Here is a 16,555-nt window from a genome sequence, read left to right on the forward strand (position 1 = left end):
CTCGTGTACCCGTTTTGCAAAACATTTTGCCAAAGGAGCTATGGTCGGTTCCGTGAAGGAGTAAACCGCTCCTTCCGGCCGGCTTGCCCCGATACCATAATACCTAAGGAGGCCAACGGTTTATGAAGAGAAGCAGAGTAACGATGTGGCTTTTGGGGGGACTCGCATTGGCGCTCGCGCTGACGACGGCATGCTCGAACACGAACCCGTCCGGCAGCGGCGGCGCCGAAGGCGGCGGCGAGAAGCCGCTCGACATCAGAATAATGACGCTCTACTACACGCCGGAGTCGCCGGGCAAAGACAACGTCATCGTAAAAGAAGTCGAAAAACGAACGAATACGAAACTTGACATCACGTGGGTGTCACCCAACAGCTACGGCGACAAAGTGAACGTGACGCTCGCCTCCGGCGACATCCCGGACTTGATGCTGCTCGACAACCCGTTCACGCCGCAAGTGCGGACGATGGTGGAACAAGGCGCGTTTTGGGACATTACGGACTACATCAAGGATTACCCGAACTTGAGCAAATACCCGGAAGAATCGTGGGTGAACACGAAGCAGGCGGACGGCCGCAACTACGGCGTGCCTCGCGTCCGTCCGGTCGAAGGCGGAGGGTTCATCTACTTGCGAAAAGATTGGATCGATAAACTGGGTCTCCAAGTGCCGACGACGACCGACGAGCTTTACACGGTGCTCAAGGCGTTCGTGGAGCAGGATCCGGACGGCAACGGGCAAAAGGATACGATCGGGTACGCCGGTTTTGTCGATCAGCAAGGCATGGCGCTGTTGGGCCAACTGCAAAATGTGTTCACCGGCGCGAACGGCGACTGGAAGCTCGTTGACGGCAAGCTCGTCAACGTCAACGTGTTGCCGGAAATGCGCGAAGCGCTCGTCTGGCTCAGCAACGCATACAAAGAGAAACTGCTTCCGGAAGATTTGGCCGTGCTGAAAAATACGCAGGCTAAAGATTTGCTGAAGGCGGGCCGCGCCGGCGGTTTCCAGGATACGGTCGAAGCGGCGTGGGAGCCGACGCAGGAGCTGCGCAAGACCAATCCGGAAGCGGACTTTCTCCCGCTCGTATCGCTCAACGGATACGTCAACCGCGACAGCGGATATTTCGGCATATACGCCATTCCGAAGTCTGTGCCGGAAGAAAAAATGAAAAAGCTGCTTGCATTTCTTGATTACGGCGCTTCCGACGAAGGCCACGAGTTGGCGTGGTACGGTTTGCCCGGCGTGCACCATACGGTGAAGGACGGCATTTACGTGATGACGGAGCAGGCGGAAAAGGATATTGTGGCGCAGCAGGCGTTCGGGCAAATTTTCGGGAAATACGACAAATACCAGCGCGCCCACCGCGTCGGCATGCCGAAAGACGTGCTGGAGCGCAATAAGAAAATTATCGACGAGCGGGCTGAAGTGAGCGTCCCCGACGTCGCGGTCGGGCTGTTTTCCGATACGGACGTGAAGGTCGGCGCCGAGCTCCGCAAAAAATTCAGGACATGAAGACGAAAGTCATTCTCGGGAAAGAGCCGATCGAGGCATGGGACGCTTTCGTCGGGCAATTGAAAAAAGATCCGGATCTGCTGAAAATTACGGAAGAGATGAACGCGGCGTATCAGAAGCGGAACTCCGGCAGTTAAGGCGAAACGCCTCCCCCGTTGTCGGGAGGCGTTTCGCCGTTGCGGCAGGAAAATTTTAGATCGGGGTGAAATTATGTGGAGGGCGTGGCTTGGAAAATCGTTTTTTCGCAAAAGCTTGCTGATGGCGCTTTGCATCAGCAGCATTCCGACGGCGGCGGTCGGTGCGGCCTCGTATGCGATCGGGAAAACTCACATTGAACAGGAAGTGAAACGGTCGCAGGACATGTTGCTCAAAAACGGAACGGAGCGGATCGACGGGATGTTCGACCAGTTGGAGCTCGCCGTCACCCAATGGTCGATCGATCCCCGCTTCGAGCAGAGAATGGACCGGTGGGACTTGAAGATGAATTACAACGAAGTCCATACGTTGTACTCGGCGCTGATGGTGATGCGCAATACCTATCCGTTCATCGAGCAAATTCAGGTTCACCTGCCCGCGTCGTCAGCGCTCATAACGGACACGGACGGTATCGTATACGTTCGCGACCCTGGCGCGCGAAGCGTTTACGACGCGTTGTACCGGGGGGCGAACAATCTCCGCTGGGTGAAAGACTTGCCGCGTCCCCATGGCCAGCCGGGCGAGACGTCGCTCGCCCTCGTCCAACGCCTGCCCGGCAGCGAAAAAAAGACGTACGGTTCCCTGATCGTCCATATTCATCCGGAGAGGCTTGCGGACATTGCGAACGAGCTGCGCACGAGAGACGACGCGCTCGCGTTTCTGCTGCGCGACGACGGGCAACCGGTGCTGGAACAAGCGGCCGTTCAGCCCGAACAGGCGGCGTTGTTCGAAGCGGTGCGGCAACGCGTCACATCCATGGACGAGCCGTACGGGTCGTTCGTGCAGCGCAACGCATCGACCGATTACGCCGTATCGTACGGACGCATGGCGCGCCTTGGCACAAGCTGGACGTACGTGACGGCCGTTCCGCTGAATCATTTGACCGCACCCGTCGTCGCCGTGTCGCGTCTTTTGCTGGCGATTAGCGGCAGTTCGCTTCTGATCGCCTCGCTATTGTCCTGGTTCGCTTCCGACCGGTTGTCGAGACCGGTGCGCAATCTCGTCCAGTGGATCGGCGGCACGTCCCCGGCTTCGGGCGCGGTCGCGCTCGCGTCGTCGGCCGCGCCGAAACCGGCCGGCGCCGCCGACGAATTTTCCCTTATTCGCAACCGGTGGGACGAAGTGCGGAGCCAAAACCGGTCCGTAATGGAAACGCTCGAGAGGAGCATGCCGCTCTTGCGCGAAGGGTTTTTGCTCCAGATGGTGCAAGGTCACTATTATTCCCTTACGGAGGAACAACTGCGCAAGCGAATGGAATCGCTTCGGTGGGAAGTGTCCGGGCAACGGTTTTCGCTGCTGTACGTCCGATTGAGCGATTTGACGGCGTCGGCTGGCCGTTTCCGCGACGACGACACGCAGCTTGCGACGTTCGCCGCCGCCAACGTCATGCGGGACGTCGCCGCTTCCTGGGAAGATACCGTCGAATTGATTAACTTCCAGGATTTATCCGTCGGCGTACTGGTCTTCTCCCCCGCCGAACGCGCTGCGGACTTGCATCGCAAGCTGCAGCGCGAGCGCGCCTCCGCTTTGCTCGTCGCATTAAACGATGTCTTGCGCCTTACGGCGACCGTGCTTGTCGGCGCGACGACGACGAAACTTGGCGACATTCCCAGGCTACTGGAGGAAGTGAAATATGCGATCCGGTTCCGTGAAGTCCGGCGTAAAAACGAGGTCATCCTGCTGGACGAACTGACCGAGGCGCAGAGGAACGGCAGCGGTTGGTACCCTTTCCAGACGGAAAAGGAGCTTTTACAAGCGATCCGGGTCGGGCATCCAAGCGAAATTCGCAGCTTGCTGGAACGGTTTTTCGCGGAAATGGAAAAGCGGGATGCAAAGGAATTGGACGTTCAGGAAGGATCGGTGCAGCTGCTCGGCGCGATCCGGCACATGATGCTGGAGTCCGGCGTGCAGCCGCAACGGCTGTTCGACCGGAATGTGTACCTGGAGCTGCAACAACTGCGGGAGCCGTCGCGGCTGCAAGCCTGGCTGTTCGACCGCGTGATCGACTTGTACCTGCGCGAGCGGGAGCAACAAAAAGAATATATGTACCAGGACGCGGTCGAAGCGGTGTGCGCGCTCGTGCAGAAACGCTACATGGAAGAATTGTCGCTGGAGGCGTGCGCGGAGCAAGTAGGCGTAAGCCCGTTTACGCTGAGCCGCGTATTCAAGATGGTAAAAGGCGTCAACTTCGTCGATTACTTGACGAGCGTCCGCCTCGCCAAAGCGAAGGAACTGCTTGTCGAAACCGACTTGAAGGTAAACGAAATTGCCGAGCGCGTCGGATACCAGTCCTCTTACTTGATCCGCGTGTTTAAGAAAATCGAAGGCGTCACCCCCGGACAATATCGCGGCAAGCTGTAGCGGGCTTTTCGCGGAACGGCGCGGCGGGAATGGCCCGACGCAGCGTGCCAGAGACCCTGCCCGGCAAACGGTCGCTTAAAGCGCAGGCTTATAACTGAACATCGAAGGGGGCTTAAATTTATGAACGTAAGGAGCGAATCTTGCTTCCGCTCAGAGATCTGGCTTCGATTTTACAATTGAAAGTGCAATGGAATCAGAAACGGCAAACGGCGACGTTCATTCAACCAGGCAAGGAATTGGTCCTGACTCTCCGAACGAAAAAATGCAGTCGGGAGATCGAACGTATACGCTGGATGTGCCGCCCAAAATTTACAAGCAGCGCCTCTATGTGCCGGTCCGTTTCGTTGCGGAGTGGTTCGACGGCGAGGCCAAGTGGGATGCGCAAACGCGGACCGTCCTCATCAAGGACAAGTCTCCTTACATTACTTCGATCTGGCGCTGGCGAAAGAGCAGGGCGACATCTTATATTTCACGCGCACATCGATCGAAAACGGGCAAACGCTGACCTATACATACACCGTCGGCAAATAACGAAAGGCCGCGACGCGGTGTCGGTTGCATCAGTCGTTGACGGCGTAATGCCGGGCGGCCCCGCTCCGTGGCGGCCCCGCTCCGTGGCGGCCCCGCTCCGGCAAAGCCGTGTCCCGGCCAGGGCATTCCGGCAGCCCGGGGCGCCGGCTCCGAGCCATGCTGCGGCCGGTCCGGTCACGATGAGGGCGCCTCTTCTTCGTTCTAGCTCCCGTTATGGCGGTCCGAAGCCGCTTGATAAATTTCGAATCCGCCCATTTCGATATTGACATCAAAGCAAAGTCGAAGTAAACTCTATGTAAACGATTACGTAATCGTTTACATAGTCTGCTGGGCGATGAAGCCACGCGCGAGGCGAAACGGGTCGGTCCCAAGCAACGATTCGAGAAAGCGGCTGCGGAAGCCGGCGTGTCGGCGGCGGCTATGCCCGGAGTTCTCCGCGACAGCGGCTATGCCAGACCACCGGACGCGAACGTCCCGAAGGCGTGATGCGGGCGACGAAGGAACCTGGAAACAAGCGTCCGCCTTATTAGTATAGCAGTGATTTTACAGCGGCGATTTCGCGGCGGAAGGCCCGGCCTGCGAAATGGGAAGCAAGGCCGGGAAGCTGCCGATCGGGCCGAATTTATTAGGAAGGCTGGCGGGACGTTAGGCTCATGCGCATGTATCGCAGCGTGGTCGAGCGCATCCTTGGGGCAATCGCATCCTGATGGGAATGACAAGACGGAGGGGAAAGCTGCATATGAAGCGTTATGCGATCGGCATCGATTACGGGACAGAGTCGGGAAGGGCGCTTCTCGCCGACTTGGCGACAGGGGAGGAGGTCGCTTCCCACGTGACGCCTTATCCTCACGGCGTCATCGACGAAGCGCTGCCCGGAGGCAGGCGGCTCGGGCCCGACTGGGCGCTTCAGCATCCGGACGATTACGTGGAGGTGCTCAGGCGCTCGGTGCCCGAAGTGCTGCGGATGGCCGGCGTCAGTCCGGACGAAGTGATCGGCGTCGGCATCGATTTTACGGCCTGCACGATGATGCCGCTCGACAAGACGGGCACGCCGCTCTGCCTGCGCGAACAGTGGCGGGACGAACCGCATGCCTGGGTCAAGCTGTGGAAGCACCATGCGGCCCAGGACGAGGCGGACCGCATCAACGAAATCGCCAGGGAGCGCGGCGAGGCGTTTCTGCCCCGGTACGGCGGCAAGCTGTCGTCGGAATGGATGCTGGCGAAAATATGGCAAATCTTGAACGAGGCGCCGCATATTTATGAGCAGACGGATTTGTTCATCGAGGCGGCCGACTGGATCGTCATGCAGATGACGGGCGAGCTGGTGCGCAGCAGCTGCGCGGCCGGCTACAAGGCGCTCTGGCACAAGCGGAGCGGCTTCCCGTCCGCCGATTTTTCCGGGCGCTCGATCCGCGGCTCGAAGATTTGGCGCAGACGAAGCTGCGCGGACCGATCGCGCCGCTCGGCGCAAGGGCGGGAAGGCTGACCGGGGAGATGGCCGCGATAACGGGGCTGAACGCCGGCACGGCGGTAGCCGTCGGCGTGATCGACGCCCACGCGATGGTGCCGGCTTCCGGCGTCGTGACGCCCGGCAAGCTGGTCATGGCGATGGGGACGTCGACCTGCCATCTGCTGCTGAGCGACAGGGAGGTTCATGCCGAAGGCATATGCGGCGTCGTGGAGGACGGCATCGTGGCCGGATGCTACGGGTACGAAGCCGGGCAATCCGCGGTCGGCGACATTTTCGCCTGGTATGTGGAGCAGGCGGTGCCGCAGTACGTGAAGGATGCGGCGCAGCGGGAAGGGATCGGCGTTCATGAATGGCTGGAGCGACAGGCCGCGAAGTATCGTCCGGGCGAAAGCGGATTGCTCGCGCTCGACTGGTGGAACGGCAACCGCTCCGTGCTGATGGATGCGAACGTATCGGGCCTGCTGCTCGGCTGCACGCTGCAGACGAAGCCGGAGGAAATATACCGCGCGCTGCTGGAAGCGACCGCTTTCGGCACGAGGAGGATTATCGAGGCGTTCGCCGACAGCGGCGTCGAGATCAGCGAGCTGTACGCCTGCGGCGGACTGCCGCAAAAACACGGCTGCTGATGCAGATTTACGCGGACGTGACGGGCAGGGAAATCAAAATCGCCGATTCGGTGCAGACGGCGGCGCTCGGAGCGGCCATGTTCGGCGCCGTGGCGGCGGGCCCGGAGGCGGGCGGCTACGATTCGATCGTCGAAGCGGCGGACCATATGGCCCGGGTGCGCAAGGAAACGTTCAAGCCGATCCCGGCCCATACGGAAGTCTACGAGCAGCTGTACCGGGAGTATGTGGCGCTGCATGATTATTTCGGCCGCGGCGGCAACGATGTGATGAAGCGGCTGAAAGCGATCAGAGCCGGGCTGAACGGATAACGCCGGATTGGTGCATAAGTACCAGGGAGAGGAGCGGCAACCTGCGCTCCTTTCTTGTTTTTCGGGAAACGAAAATGATCGAAACTTCCTAAAACCGAATCGCTCCTAACTTCGTTATAATAAATATGCGGCATTATATTCGGAATTTTTGAAACAGGAGCGAAAACATGATTGACATTTTAAAAGCGGTAATGTTGGGCATTGTCGAAGGTTTGACGGAATTCGCCCCCGTATCGTCGACGGGGCATATGATTATTTTTGACGATATGTGGCTGAAATCCGAACAGTTCTTAACGCAGCAAGGGGCCAATACGTTCAAGGTCGTCATTCAGCTCGGATCGATTTTGGCCGTCGTCATTTTGTTCTGGCAGCGATTTATCGACATGCTGGGGCTTGGCCGCCGTGTGTCGGAGCCTCGCGCCAAAAGGCTGAAGCTGACCCATGTGATCGTCGGACTGCTGCCCGCAGCGATTTTGGGTTTGCTGTTCGAGGATTACATCGATGAATATTTGTTCTCGACCAGAACCGTTCTGATCGGTCTTGTCCTCGGCGCCATACTGATGATCGCCGCCGACCGGTTCCGCAAGAAGCGGCCGGAGACGGAGACGGTCGATCAGATTACGTACAAGCAGGCGTTGACCGTCGGCCTGATTCAATGTCTTTCCCTTTGGCCCGGCTTTTCGCGCTCGGGTTCGACGATTTCCGGAGGCGTACTGCTCGGCATGAGCCACCGTGCGGCTTCCGATTTTACGTTTATTATGGCGGTGCCGATTATGGCCGGAGCCAGCGCGCTGTCGCTGTTCAAAAACTGGGAATATTTGTCGGCCGATGCGCTGCCGTTCTTCATCGCGGGCTTTATAAGCGCTTTTGTCGTCGCCTATTTCTCCATCCGCTTCTTTCTGAAGCTGATCAACCGGATCAAGCTTGTGCCTTTCGCCGTTTACCGTCTTCTTCTCGCGGCTGCCATTTACGTATTGTTTTTTTAAAGGTTGTTCCGGTGGCTGCCGATCAAAAGCGATCGAACACAAGTTCAGCAGCCAACTTGTTGAAAAACCACAACAGGCTGAAAAAGGGAGCTGGTTAAAGCTTCCCTTTTTCTTTTTCATAGGCTATGTTAACTTCAACTATTGATATTTGATCAATAAGAACGTTTATTCTATAACCGGGTTAATATCTTGGTTTGGCTACAAAAGAAAACGATTGGAACGAAGGACTACGGGGTTGAGAAGTGAACAAGAAATGATGAATATCCTTGTAAATTTTGAAGATTGGGAAAAACTCCTATCAACCTATTCTGAGAATGGATATCAGGTATGTGGGCGGTTTTCTTTTGGAGCAAAATCTTCAGGTGCTTAATCGGAATGTTTTGCTTTTCATTGAATACGGTATTCGACATGAACCGTCTGTTCCGTTGCGGGACTGCGGTAACTGAGATAAAGAGTGTTTCCTTCCCTTTTCTCCAGCTTCAACAGTGTGGAGACGAAATACGCGTCCCCCGCTTCATCGAGGCTCTCCCACAGCTTTTGCTCTTCTTCCGTCAGCAGCTTTCGATAGAGAACTTCGCTTGATTTATCCATCAGGTCGACATAAATGAGCTGCAGATTGCGGGCCGGCCGGACGAGCGCGAATTCCGGATCGACATAGTCGATCACGAAGGAGCCGGTTTCGCCGGTGATCGCGTTCAGATCGTACGCTTCGGAAAGGCGGCCTTGGCGGTCGATCAATTGCAAAACGTTACCGTCGAACAAATAGGACTGATTCGACTTAACTTTTTGGAAATCCGCAATGGCGTAATTGCCCGAATAAGTGTAATAGGATTTCTTGATTACCGCGCCATCCTTCACCAGAAACTGATATCGGTTGTGAAAGATCGTCATATGAGCCCCATGTTCGTCATCGACCGTCAGTAGCAATGATCGATCCCCGAAATAGTGCGTTTCGATGCTTCCCTGCTCAAGCGGCTTCACATTGGCCCCGGTCAGCTCGCGGATCTTTCCGTCTTGCGAGATGAACACTTTCCCGCTTTCGAACGATACCCAATAATCGGCCTTTGCATCGGCGTAATGGATGAACGCCTGATCCTTTACCGCAATTTCGTTTGCCTTCTTGTTCCACTCGATATTCGCTTTCGTTGCGGTCGCGATGAAACGTAGCGGAACATAGGTCGTACCGTTTCGGACGAACGGAGCATCCGGATTGGTCTTTGCGACTCCGTTGACGGTGACATCAGGCCGGTTCAAAGCAAGGATGATATCGGTTTCCGGTCTGGCCAACGAAACGGTGTGGGAAGCAGCCTCGTACCGGACTTTAAATCCCATATTTTCGGACAACGAGCGAAGTGGCAGGTACGTGCGATTATTTCGGACGATGACATCCTTAGATAGTGCAACCTGTTTATCGTTCAGAATGACTCGAACTGTCCCGGCGGAGGCTGCGGAAGCGTAGAGAGGCACCGCCATAAAACTGAATAGCAACAATATGGCGGCGCTTTGGAAGATCTTCATTATGTTCCCTCACAATTTTACCCTATTTTGTTACTGGAGAATCCGTATCTTTAAAGAGGCTGCCTCCGTGAAATTCAGACCTTTCATTTCTTCGGCAAAATTCAGGAAAATCCTGCAAGTTGATTGTAATAAACATCGCTTTTGCATTCATGAAAACCGCTCCGTTTGGAAAGACTTAACTTGAATTGAAAAGGAAACCGGACGGTGCAGATATGTCATATTCGAATTGGTTGCGTTCGAAAGTCTCGAAAAAACAAAATAAAGCGGCGGTTCCGGATCATGTTATGGATGAAAAGAAGAATCGCGAACTTAGCGGCAGCCTGGCGGAAGCAGTCGAATTTATGAAGAAGCTGCTGGGCGAGAACGACGATTTCGTCACGCATCGTTTTCATGTATTCGGGAAACATGACGCGGCCATCTTCTATTTCTCCCATATGGTCGACCAGTCGGTCATCAACAATGACATTTTAAAGCCGCTTATGCTGAAGCCACGTGAGAGCGGGCAGCAAGACGCTGCGGCTCCGCTTAAGGAAGTGCTGGTCAAAGATACGCTGTACCATAGCGAAGCCATTCTGGAGAAGCGGTTCGGAAAGCTGGTCGAAGGCTTGCTTTTCGGTCAGTCCGTCGTTGTCGTCGATGGAATGGACGAAGCGATCATGATCGGCACGCGCAATATTATGAAGCGTTCGATCGACCAGCCGGCGACCGAGCAGGTTATTCGGGGCGCGCGCGAAGGGTTCATCGAGATGCTCGGAACGAACATTTCGTTGCTCCGGTACCGGCTGCAGACTCCGGATCTTCGCGTCAATACGATGGAAATCGGCACGAAGACGAAGTCGAAAGTCGCCATCTGCTATTTGGCAGGCGTGACCAATCCGGGAATTGTCCGCGAAGTGAAAAATCGTTTGTCCAAAGTGAATATCGACGCGGTGCTGGACTCCGGGTATCTGGAGCAGTTTATTGAGGACAATCACTGGTCGCCGTTTCCGCAAGTGCAATATACGGAACGTCCCGACAAAGTGGCGGCCAATCTGCTCGAAGGACGGGTGGCGATTATCGTCGACGGTTCTCCGCTCGCTTTAATCGTCCCGACCGTTTTCAGTCAGTTTTACCAGACGATGGAGGACTATACCGAACGGTATGTCATGATGAGCGCGATTCGTTTGGCGCGGCTGGTGGCGCTGATTTTCTCCCTTATTTTCCCGTCGCTTTATGTGGCGGTTATTTCCTTCAATCCGGAACTGATCCCGACGGAATTTGCGGTAGCGGTCGCCGGCGGACGAGCGGGCGTTCCTTTCCCGGCCATTATCGAGGTGCTCTTTATGGAAGTTACAATGGAGGTGTTGCGGGAAGCGACGATCCGGCTGCCTCAGCAGGTCGGCGGCGCCCTCTCCATCGTCGGCGTCCTTGTCATCGGGCAGGCGGCGGTATCGGCGGGTTTCGCAAGTCCGATCACGGTCGTCATCATCGCACTGACGACGATCGGGTCGTTCGCTACGCCGTCGTATAACGCGGCGCTGGCGTTGCGGCTGCTTCGTTTTCCCCTCGTGATCCTGTCCGGGATTTTCGGTCTGTACGGACTGATGATCGGGATCATATTCATCGCCAATCATTTGCTGTCGCTGCGATCGTTTGGCGTTCCTTATCTCAGTCCGCTTGTTCCCGGCAATTTTCTCGATTCGAGAGATCTGCTGATCCGGGGCCCGTTGTGGAAAATGAAGAGCAGACCGTCCTTTTTGCACCCTCTGGACCAATCCCGCACGGGGGAGAATATCGGGCAAGCCGTTATTCATTCCCGGGAAGACGATATTATGGAACCTGTCCATAACCCGAACGCCAAGGATGGCAATAGCGCTAAAGATGACAAGGGTGCTAAGGACGACAATAGCGCTAAAGATGATGACAATAGCGCCCCGGACGACAAGAATGCCAAGGAAGACAAGGAGCGTTAACGATGAACGATTCCCGCAATATTACGGTCGGGCAGGCCACGACGATCTTGATTAGCACCATTATCGGCGTAGGGGTGCTTGCGCTTCCGCTTTTTGCCGTTCGCGGGGCCGATTCGGGAGCGCCTCTCGTTACGCTGCTGGGAACGATGCTGGCGTTTGTCGGGATGGTGTTCATCTCGCTGCTCGGCATGCGCTTTCCGAATCAATCCATCATCCAGTACAGCGAGGACATTATCGGTAGATGGCTCGCCTGGATCGGCAGTGCGCTTGCAATCGCTTTTTCGCCATACTGGCCGCCCTCATCGCCCGGGAATTCGGCGAGGTGGTCATTACGGCGGTATTGAAAAATACGCCGCTGGAAGTGACCGTGCTGGTCATGCTCATCATGGCCGCCGTCTCTTCGCGCAAAAACTTGACGACGTTCGCCTACATCCATTATTTCTATTCCCCTTTGCTGCTCTTTCCCGTTTTGATCATCGTCGTGCTTTCGCTTAAAAACGCCGAGGTGATCAATCTGCTGCCGATCTGGGGCAACAATCCGTCCGGCATGCTGGGGGAGTTTTAACGACGGCCGCTTTATACCAGGGCGCCTTCGTGCTGACGATGGTCATTCCGGCCATGAGCAAGCCCCAGTCGGCGCTGCGGGTTTCCATAAGGGGAATCTTGATTACGGGGACGCTGTACGTGGCCATCGTCATCGCGTCGGTCAGCGTATTCGGCGCCGAAGAAACGAAGAAACTGCTGTGGCCGACGCTGGAATTGGCGAAGGCGACTTCCTTGCCCGCCAACATTCTGGAGCGATTGGATGCGGCGTTTCTCGCGGTATGGGTGACGGCGGTGTTTACGACGCTGTTTTCGAGCTATTACTTTACGATCCGTTCGATCAGCCAGCTGTTCCGTCTGACCGACCACCGCATGCTGTCGTACTTCGTTCTGCCGATCGTGTTTATACTGGCCATGCTGCCGCGAAACATTTTGGAAATGTACGATATTATTCAAATCGTCGGGCGCATCGGACTGCTGATTACGATTGCGTATCCGGGTGCGTTGCTCCTCATCGCGATGATGCGAAGGAAAAGAGGGGATACGGCATGATCGGGGAATTCTACAGCGGATATTTCAATTTCGCCGTCCCCTTATGGCTGTTGACGGGATGGTTCATTTTGCGCCTCGACGTCAAAAATACGAGGATGCAGGCTTGCGCAAGGAAATGAAAGTGTCCCGAATATTGGGATGGTTGAATCTCGTTGTCGGCGCCCTGCTTCTGATCGGAGCGTGGGTGATACGGATTTTCGTCTAGGCCGCGCATCGCACAACTGGAATGGAGGGACCGAAATGGGCAGAACGATACGGAAACTGTCTGCAAAACCGCTGTTTGTTCTTCTTCTCGTCGTTCCGCTTGCGACCGGATGCTGGGATCGGCTGGAAATCGAGGAACGAGCCGTCGTGCTCGGCATTTCGGTCGACGTAGCCGAACCGGTGGCCCGGGAGAAAGAGGATGAGGTGTCCCATCTCGGAGCGTATCCCCCTCCGAAAATGGATATGATCAAGGTTGCCGCGCAGATTGCCTTGCCCGGCCGCATACCGCTCGGACCCGGAGAAGGCGGAGGAGCGAACAACGATCCGGGAAAAGCGGTATGGGTCGTCAATGTCGTAGGGCATACGATTGACGATGCGATTATGAATCTGCAGCAGCAAATTTCAGGCAGACTGTTTTTCGGGCATCTGCGCGTCATTGTCGTGTCGGAGGAAGTGGCGAAAAAAGGAATACAAAACTTGAACGATTACTTGCGCCGCAATTCGGAAGTGCGGCGGATGGCCTGGCTCATGATTTCCAAAGGAAAAGCGGAAAATCTGATAAAGGCCACTCCGAGACTGGAACGCGTGCCGACGCTTTATTTGATATCGACGTTGGACGACGCCGTCAAGCAAGGCAAATTTCCGCGCGATTATACCGGCATGTTCTGGAGCAACGTTTCCAAGAAAGGCCAGGAAGGATTTTTGCCCTATGTCGAAATGATGAAAGAGCAAAATATCGAAATCAAAGGGATGGCTCTCTTTCGGGGAGACAAGATGGTCGGCGCAACGAAGCCGTTTGAAATCGCCGCCTATATGTTGATCAAAGGGCTGAACCCGGCGGGGTACCGCGGAATGGTCCGGCTTACCGATTCGGAGGATACGGTAACGATTAACGCGACTCACCGGGTATCGAATATCGGGCTGGAGATCAGGAACGGCCATCCGCATTTCCGCATAACCGCGTTTTCGGAGATCAATGTAGAGGAAAAGACGTCCGAAGCGGTAACGGTCGCCACAACCGATGTTCTGGAGAGGATTGCCAACGAAAATGCGCAATCGCTGCAGAAAATATGCGAGCAGCTCATCCGGAAATCGCAGAAATACGGGGCGGACATATTCGGTTTTGGCGAATATGTGCGTGCGTACCAGCCGCAGTATTGGAACCGGCATGTCCGAACGAAAGAGAAATGGCAGCAAATGTACAAGGACGTCACCTTTGAGGTTCGAATGAGTTCCTTTGTCCGCAGGATCGGCATGAAAGCCGAGTAAAATTCCCGACCGTCCCGTCTGGCGGCCAGCCGTCCGGCGGGATTTTTATGTTTTTTGCGGCAATCGGGCGGCTGGACATTTTTCGGCATGCGGAACGGTTGTATTTTATACGGTTAACGCCATTTTTCTAATTGTTGGAATTTCCGGATGCAGGTAGAATAGAAGTTGCAATTGACAGCGTTTACGTTCTGGGAGAAATCCGAACCGAAGCAGGTGAAGGAGGAGAACGGGATGGCGAAAGATCGGCAGACGTCCGAAGGGCATCGGGACGGGCCGGATAGCGGCAGCCGGCGGTCGAACGGGCCGGAAGGCGGCGCCGCAGACGGCCGGGGAAATGGCAAGACGGCATTGGTAACCGGAGGAAGCCGCGGCATCGGCCGCGGCATTGCGATTGCGCTGGCCATGGCCGGCTACAAGCTCGCGATTACGCACTGGCAGGACGATGTCCATGCGGCGGAGACGGCGGAGCGAATTCGCGCGGCATCGGGGCAGGAATGTCTGGTGCTGCCCGGCAATTTGGCCGAACCGGGAGTGGCGGAGCGGACAGCGGAACAGGCGATCGCCGGCCTGGGCACGATCGATGTGCTTGTCAACAATGCCGGCGTTACATTGAAGGATCCGGTCGAACGGTTGCCCACCTGGAAGCTGGATCATCTGATTCAGCTTAATTTCCGCTCGCCGCTCATTCTGATGCGGGAATTGTCGGCGCATATGATTGACGCCGGCATTCGCGGCAACATCCTGAATATTACGTCTTCGCGGGCGGAACGCGCCTATCCCGGCGACGCGGTCTACGGAGGCCTGAAAGCCGGGTTGAAACGGGCGTCCGAATCGGCCGCGCTCGATCTGGCTCCGTACGGCATCCGGGTCAACTGCCTGGCGCCGGGCGCCACGCTGGTAAGGGAAGGGATGGAGCCGCATGAGGGCGTAGGCCGCCAGGTGCCGCTCGGCCGAATGGGCACGCCCGAGGATATGGGGCGAATCGCAGCATGGCTTGTGTCGGATGCAGCCTCTTATGTGACCGGTATTACGCTTCGCGCCGACGGCGGGCTCATTTTGCCGGGAATGCCGGAAGACGGCGTCAGCGTATGGGGCAGTCTGGCCAAAACCGAAATGAAAGGACGGGAAGTATGAGCGGGATCACGATACGCGATGTAAAGACGATTCTGACGGCGCCGGACGGCATCAATCTCGTCGTCGTCAAAATCGAAACGTCGGAGCCGGGGCTGTACGGTCTGGGCTGCGCCACGTTTACGCAGCGGTATTTGACCGTCGCATCGGCCATTAACGATTACTTGAGGCCTTTTCTGATCGGCAAAGATCCGCAGCGGATCGAAGATATATGGCACACGGCGATGGTCAGCTCCTATTGGCGCAACGGCCCGGTGCTCAACAATGCGATTTCCGGCGTCGACATGGCGCTGTGGGATATCAAGGGAAAGCTTGCCGGCCAGCCGGTCTACCAGCTGCTTGGCGGCAAATGCAGAGAAGCGGTTGCCGTTTACCGGCATGCCGACGGCAAAGATCTGGAAGAGGTGGAGGAGAACGTCCGCCGGTTTATGGAGCAGGGAATTCGCCATATCCGCTGCCAATGGGGCGGATACGGGGGCAAGCACGACTGCGTATCGCCGGAAAACGCACTGCCCGGCGCGTATTACGATCCGGACGCCTATGCGCGCAGCGTGCCGCGGCTGTTCGAGCGAATGCGCGAAACGTTCGGCTACGAGATCGAGCTGCTGCACGACGTCCATGAGCGGCTTTCCGTCATTGAAGCGGTTCGGCTGGCCAAGCAGTTGGAGCCTTACCGGCTGTTCTTCCTGGAAGATCCGCTCGCGCCGGAGCAGCTCGACGGCTTCCGCATGATCCGTGCGCAAAGCGCGACGCCAATCGCCATGGGCGAGCTGTTCGTTCATCCGCGGGAATGGGTGCCGCTTATATCCGGCGGACTGATCGATTTCATCCGCGTGCATATCAGCGCAATCGGCGGCATTACGCCGGCCCGCAAATCGCGGCGCTGGCGGAAGCGTTCGGCGTGCGCACCGCATGGCACGGTCCGGGGGACGTTTCACCGGTCGGGCATGCGGCCAACTTGCACCTCGATCTGAGCAGCCCCAATTTCGGCATCCAGGAGTGGTACCCGTTCTCCGACCGGATGCGCGAAGTGTTCCCGGGCACTCCGTCGCTGCGCGGCGGCTACGCGTACGTTCACGAAGCGCCGGGCCTCGGCGTCGATATCGACGAGACGCTCGCGGCGAAATTCCCGTGCCGCAACGACCTGCCGTTCTGGACGCTGGCGCGTTTGCCGGACGGCAGTCCAGCCAGGCCCTGACGGGATGACCGGACCGCATGATCGGCAATGAAAACCGTTCCTGCCGTTCGGCGGCAGGGACGGTTTTCATTGAAATAAATCGTCCGGTCGATGCCCCCCGCCTCTAGTGCCCCCGTTCCCGGCAGATTGCTTTTGGCGAAAAGCTGCAAAAGTACAGGAATTTGGTTCCGAATAGATGGTTATGGCGCGAAATACTGCAAAA

General features: G+C 56.6%; 11 protein-coding genes and 3 pseudogenes. 13 read left to right on the forward strand and 1 reads right to left on the reverse strand.

The window, feature by feature from the left end:
* The first annotated feature begins 122 nt into the window (after window positions 1-122).
* The 6 genes and pseudogenes from PACILC2_RS10400 (at window position 123) to PACILC2_RS10420 (ending at window position 7,986) form a co-directional block, all read left to right on the forward strand.
* Entirely contained in the window at window positions 123-1,508 is a 1,386-nt protein-coding gene (locus tag PACILC2_RS10400; protein ID WP_244863417.1) for an extracellular solute-binding protein, read from the forward strand.
* Complete coding sequence (locus tag PACILC2_RS26735; protein WP_244863418.1) at window positions 1,505-1,645, forward strand: hypothetical protein; 141 nt, start codon at window positions 1,505-1,507, stop codon at window positions 1,643-1,645. Before PACILC2_RS10400 ends, PACILC2_RS26735 begins: the two co-directional genes overlap by 4 nt.
* A gap of 73 nt (window positions 1,646-1,718) precedes the next feature.
* Complete coding sequence (locus PACILC2_RS10405; protein ID WP_213528811.1) at window positions 1,719-4,064, forward strand: helix-turn-helix domain-containing protein; 2,346 nt, start codon at window positions 1,719-1,721, stop codon at window positions 4,062-4,064.
* Between the two features lie 262 nt (window positions 4,065-4,326).
* Window positions 4,327-4,569: a copper amine oxidase N-terminal domain-containing protein gene (locus PACILC2_RS26740; RefSeq protein ID WP_504739383.1), complete on the forward strand. Its 243-nt coding sequence runs from the start codon at window positions 4,327-4,329 to the stop codon at window positions 4,567-4,569.
* Window positions 4,570-5,334: 765 nt separating this feature from the next.
* A pseudogene (locus PACILC2_RS10415) lies at window positions 5,335-7,000 on the forward strand (ribulokinase).
* A 167-nt stretch (window positions 7,001-7,167) separates the two neighbouring features.
* Entirely contained in the window at window positions 7,168-7,986 is an 819-nt protein-coding gene (locus tag PACILC2_RS10420; RefSeq protein ID WP_213528813.1) for an undecaprenyl-diphosphate phosphatase, read from the forward strand.
* A gap of 387 nt (window positions 7,987-8,373) precedes the next feature.
* On the opposite strand, the gene PACILC2_RS10425 is transcribed toward PACILC2_RS10420, so the two are convergent.
* On the reverse strand, window positions 8,374-9,504 hold the full coding sequence (locus tag PACILC2_RS10425; RefSeq protein ID WP_307860515.1) for a stalk domain-containing protein: 1,131 nt from the start codon (window positions 9,502-9,504) through the stop codon (window positions 8,374-8,376).
* Window positions 9,505-9,716: 212 nt separating this feature from the next.
* Here PACILC2_RS10425 and PACILC2_RS10430 point away from each other — a divergent pair, with 212 nt between their 5' ends.
* The 7 genes and pseudogenes from PACILC2_RS10430 (at window position 9,717) to PACILC2_RS10450 (ending at window position 16,353) form a co-directional block, all read left to right on the forward strand.
* Window positions 9,717-11,456 (forward strand): spore germination protein, encoded by a 1,740-nt coding sequence (locus PACILC2_RS10430; protein WP_213528815.1) that lies wholly within the window; start codon window positions 9,717-9,719, stop codon window positions 11,454-11,456.
* Between the two features lie 2 nt (window positions 11,457-11,458).
* Window positions 11,459-12,021 (forward strand): annotated as a pseudogene (locus tag PACILC2_RS28615) (GerAB/ArcD/ProY family transporter).
* A gap of 38 nt (window positions 12,022-12,059) precedes the next feature.
* Window positions 12,060-12,551 (forward strand): GerAB/ArcD/ProY family transporter, encoded by a 492-nt coding sequence (locus PACILC2_RS28620; protein ID WP_307860519.1) that lies wholly within the window; start codon window positions 12,060-12,062, stop codon window positions 12,549-12,551.
* Window positions 12,552-12,609: 58 nt separating this feature from the next.
* Window positions 12,610-12,756, forward strand: coding sequence for a CLC_0170 family protein (locus PACILC2_RS28625; RefSeq protein WP_307860516.1), 147 nt, complete (start codon window positions 12,610-12,612; stop codon window positions 12,754-12,756).
* A 35-nt stretch (window positions 12,757-12,791) separates the two neighbouring features.
* A complete protein-coding gene (locus PACILC2_RS10440; protein WP_213528816.1) occupies window positions 12,792-14,024 on the forward strand; it encodes a Ger(x)C family spore germination protein in 1,233 nt (410 codons plus the stop codon).
* 165 nt (window positions 14,025-14,189) lie between these two features.
* The gene (locus tag PACILC2_RS10445; protein ID WP_244863421.1) at window positions 14,190-15,158 is read left to right on the forward strand and encodes an SDR family NAD(P)-dependent oxidoreductase; all 969 of its coding nucleotides are present in this window, start codon (window positions 14,190-14,192) and stop codon (window positions 15,156-15,158) included.
* Window positions 15,155-16,353, forward strand: a pseudogene (locus PACILC2_RS10450) (enolase C-terminal domain-like protein). The gene PACILC2_RS10445 and the pseudogene PACILC2_RS10450 overlap by 4 nt, the downstream one beginning before the upstream one ends.
* Window positions 16,354-16,555 lie beyond the last annotated feature (202 nt).

This window comes from Paenibacillus cisolokensis (genome assembly GCF_018403665.1).
GTDB classification, from domain to species: Bacteria; Bacillota; Bacilli; order Paenibacillales; family Paenibacillaceae; genus Paenibacillus_AH; species Paenibacillus_AH cisolokensis.

Excerpts from the sequence above, each read along its gene's own strand:
- PACILC2_RS10400 (WP_244863417.1), top strand. The coding sequence starts at position 123 with ATGAAGAGAAGCAGAGTAACGATGTGGCTTTTGGGGGGACTCGCATTG.
- PACILC2_RS26735 (WP_244863418.1), top strand. The coding sequence starts at position 1,505 with ATGAAGACGAAAGTCATTCTCGGGAAAGAGCCGATCGAGGCATGGGAC.
- PACILC2_RS10405 (WP_213528811.1), top strand. The coding sequence starts at position 1,719 with ATGTGGAGGGCGTGGCTTGGAAAATCGTTTTTTCGCAAAAGCTTGCTG.
- PACILC2_RS26740 (WP_504739383.1), top strand. The coding sequence starts at position 4,327 with ATGCAGTCGGGAGATCGAACGTATACGCTGGATGTGCCGCCCAAAATT.
- PACILC2_RS10420 (WP_213528813.1), top strand. The coding sequence starts at position 7,168 with ATGATTGACATTTTAAAAGCGGTAATGTTGGGCATTGTCGAAGGTTTG.
- PACILC2_RS10425 (WP_307860515.1), bottom strand. The coding sequence starts at position 9,504 with ATGAAGATCTTCCAAAGCGCCGCCATATTGTTGCTATTCAGTTTTATG.
- PACILC2_RS10430 (WP_213528815.1), top strand. The coding sequence starts at position 9,717 with ATGTCATATTCGAATTGGTTGCGTTCGAAAGTCTCGAAAAAACAAAAT.
- PACILC2_RS28620 (WP_307860519.1), top strand. The coding sequence starts at position 12,060 with ATGGTCATTCCGGCCATGAGCAAGCCCCAGTCGGCGCTGCGGGTTTCC.
- PACILC2_RS28625 (WP_307860516.1), top strand. The coding sequence starts at position 12,610 with ATGGTTCATTTTGCGCCTCGACGTCAAAAATACGAGGATGCAGGCTTG.
- PACILC2_RS10440 (WP_213528816.1), top strand. The coding sequence starts at position 12,792 with ATGGGCAGAACGATACGGAAACTGTCTGCAAAACCGCTGTTTGTTCTT.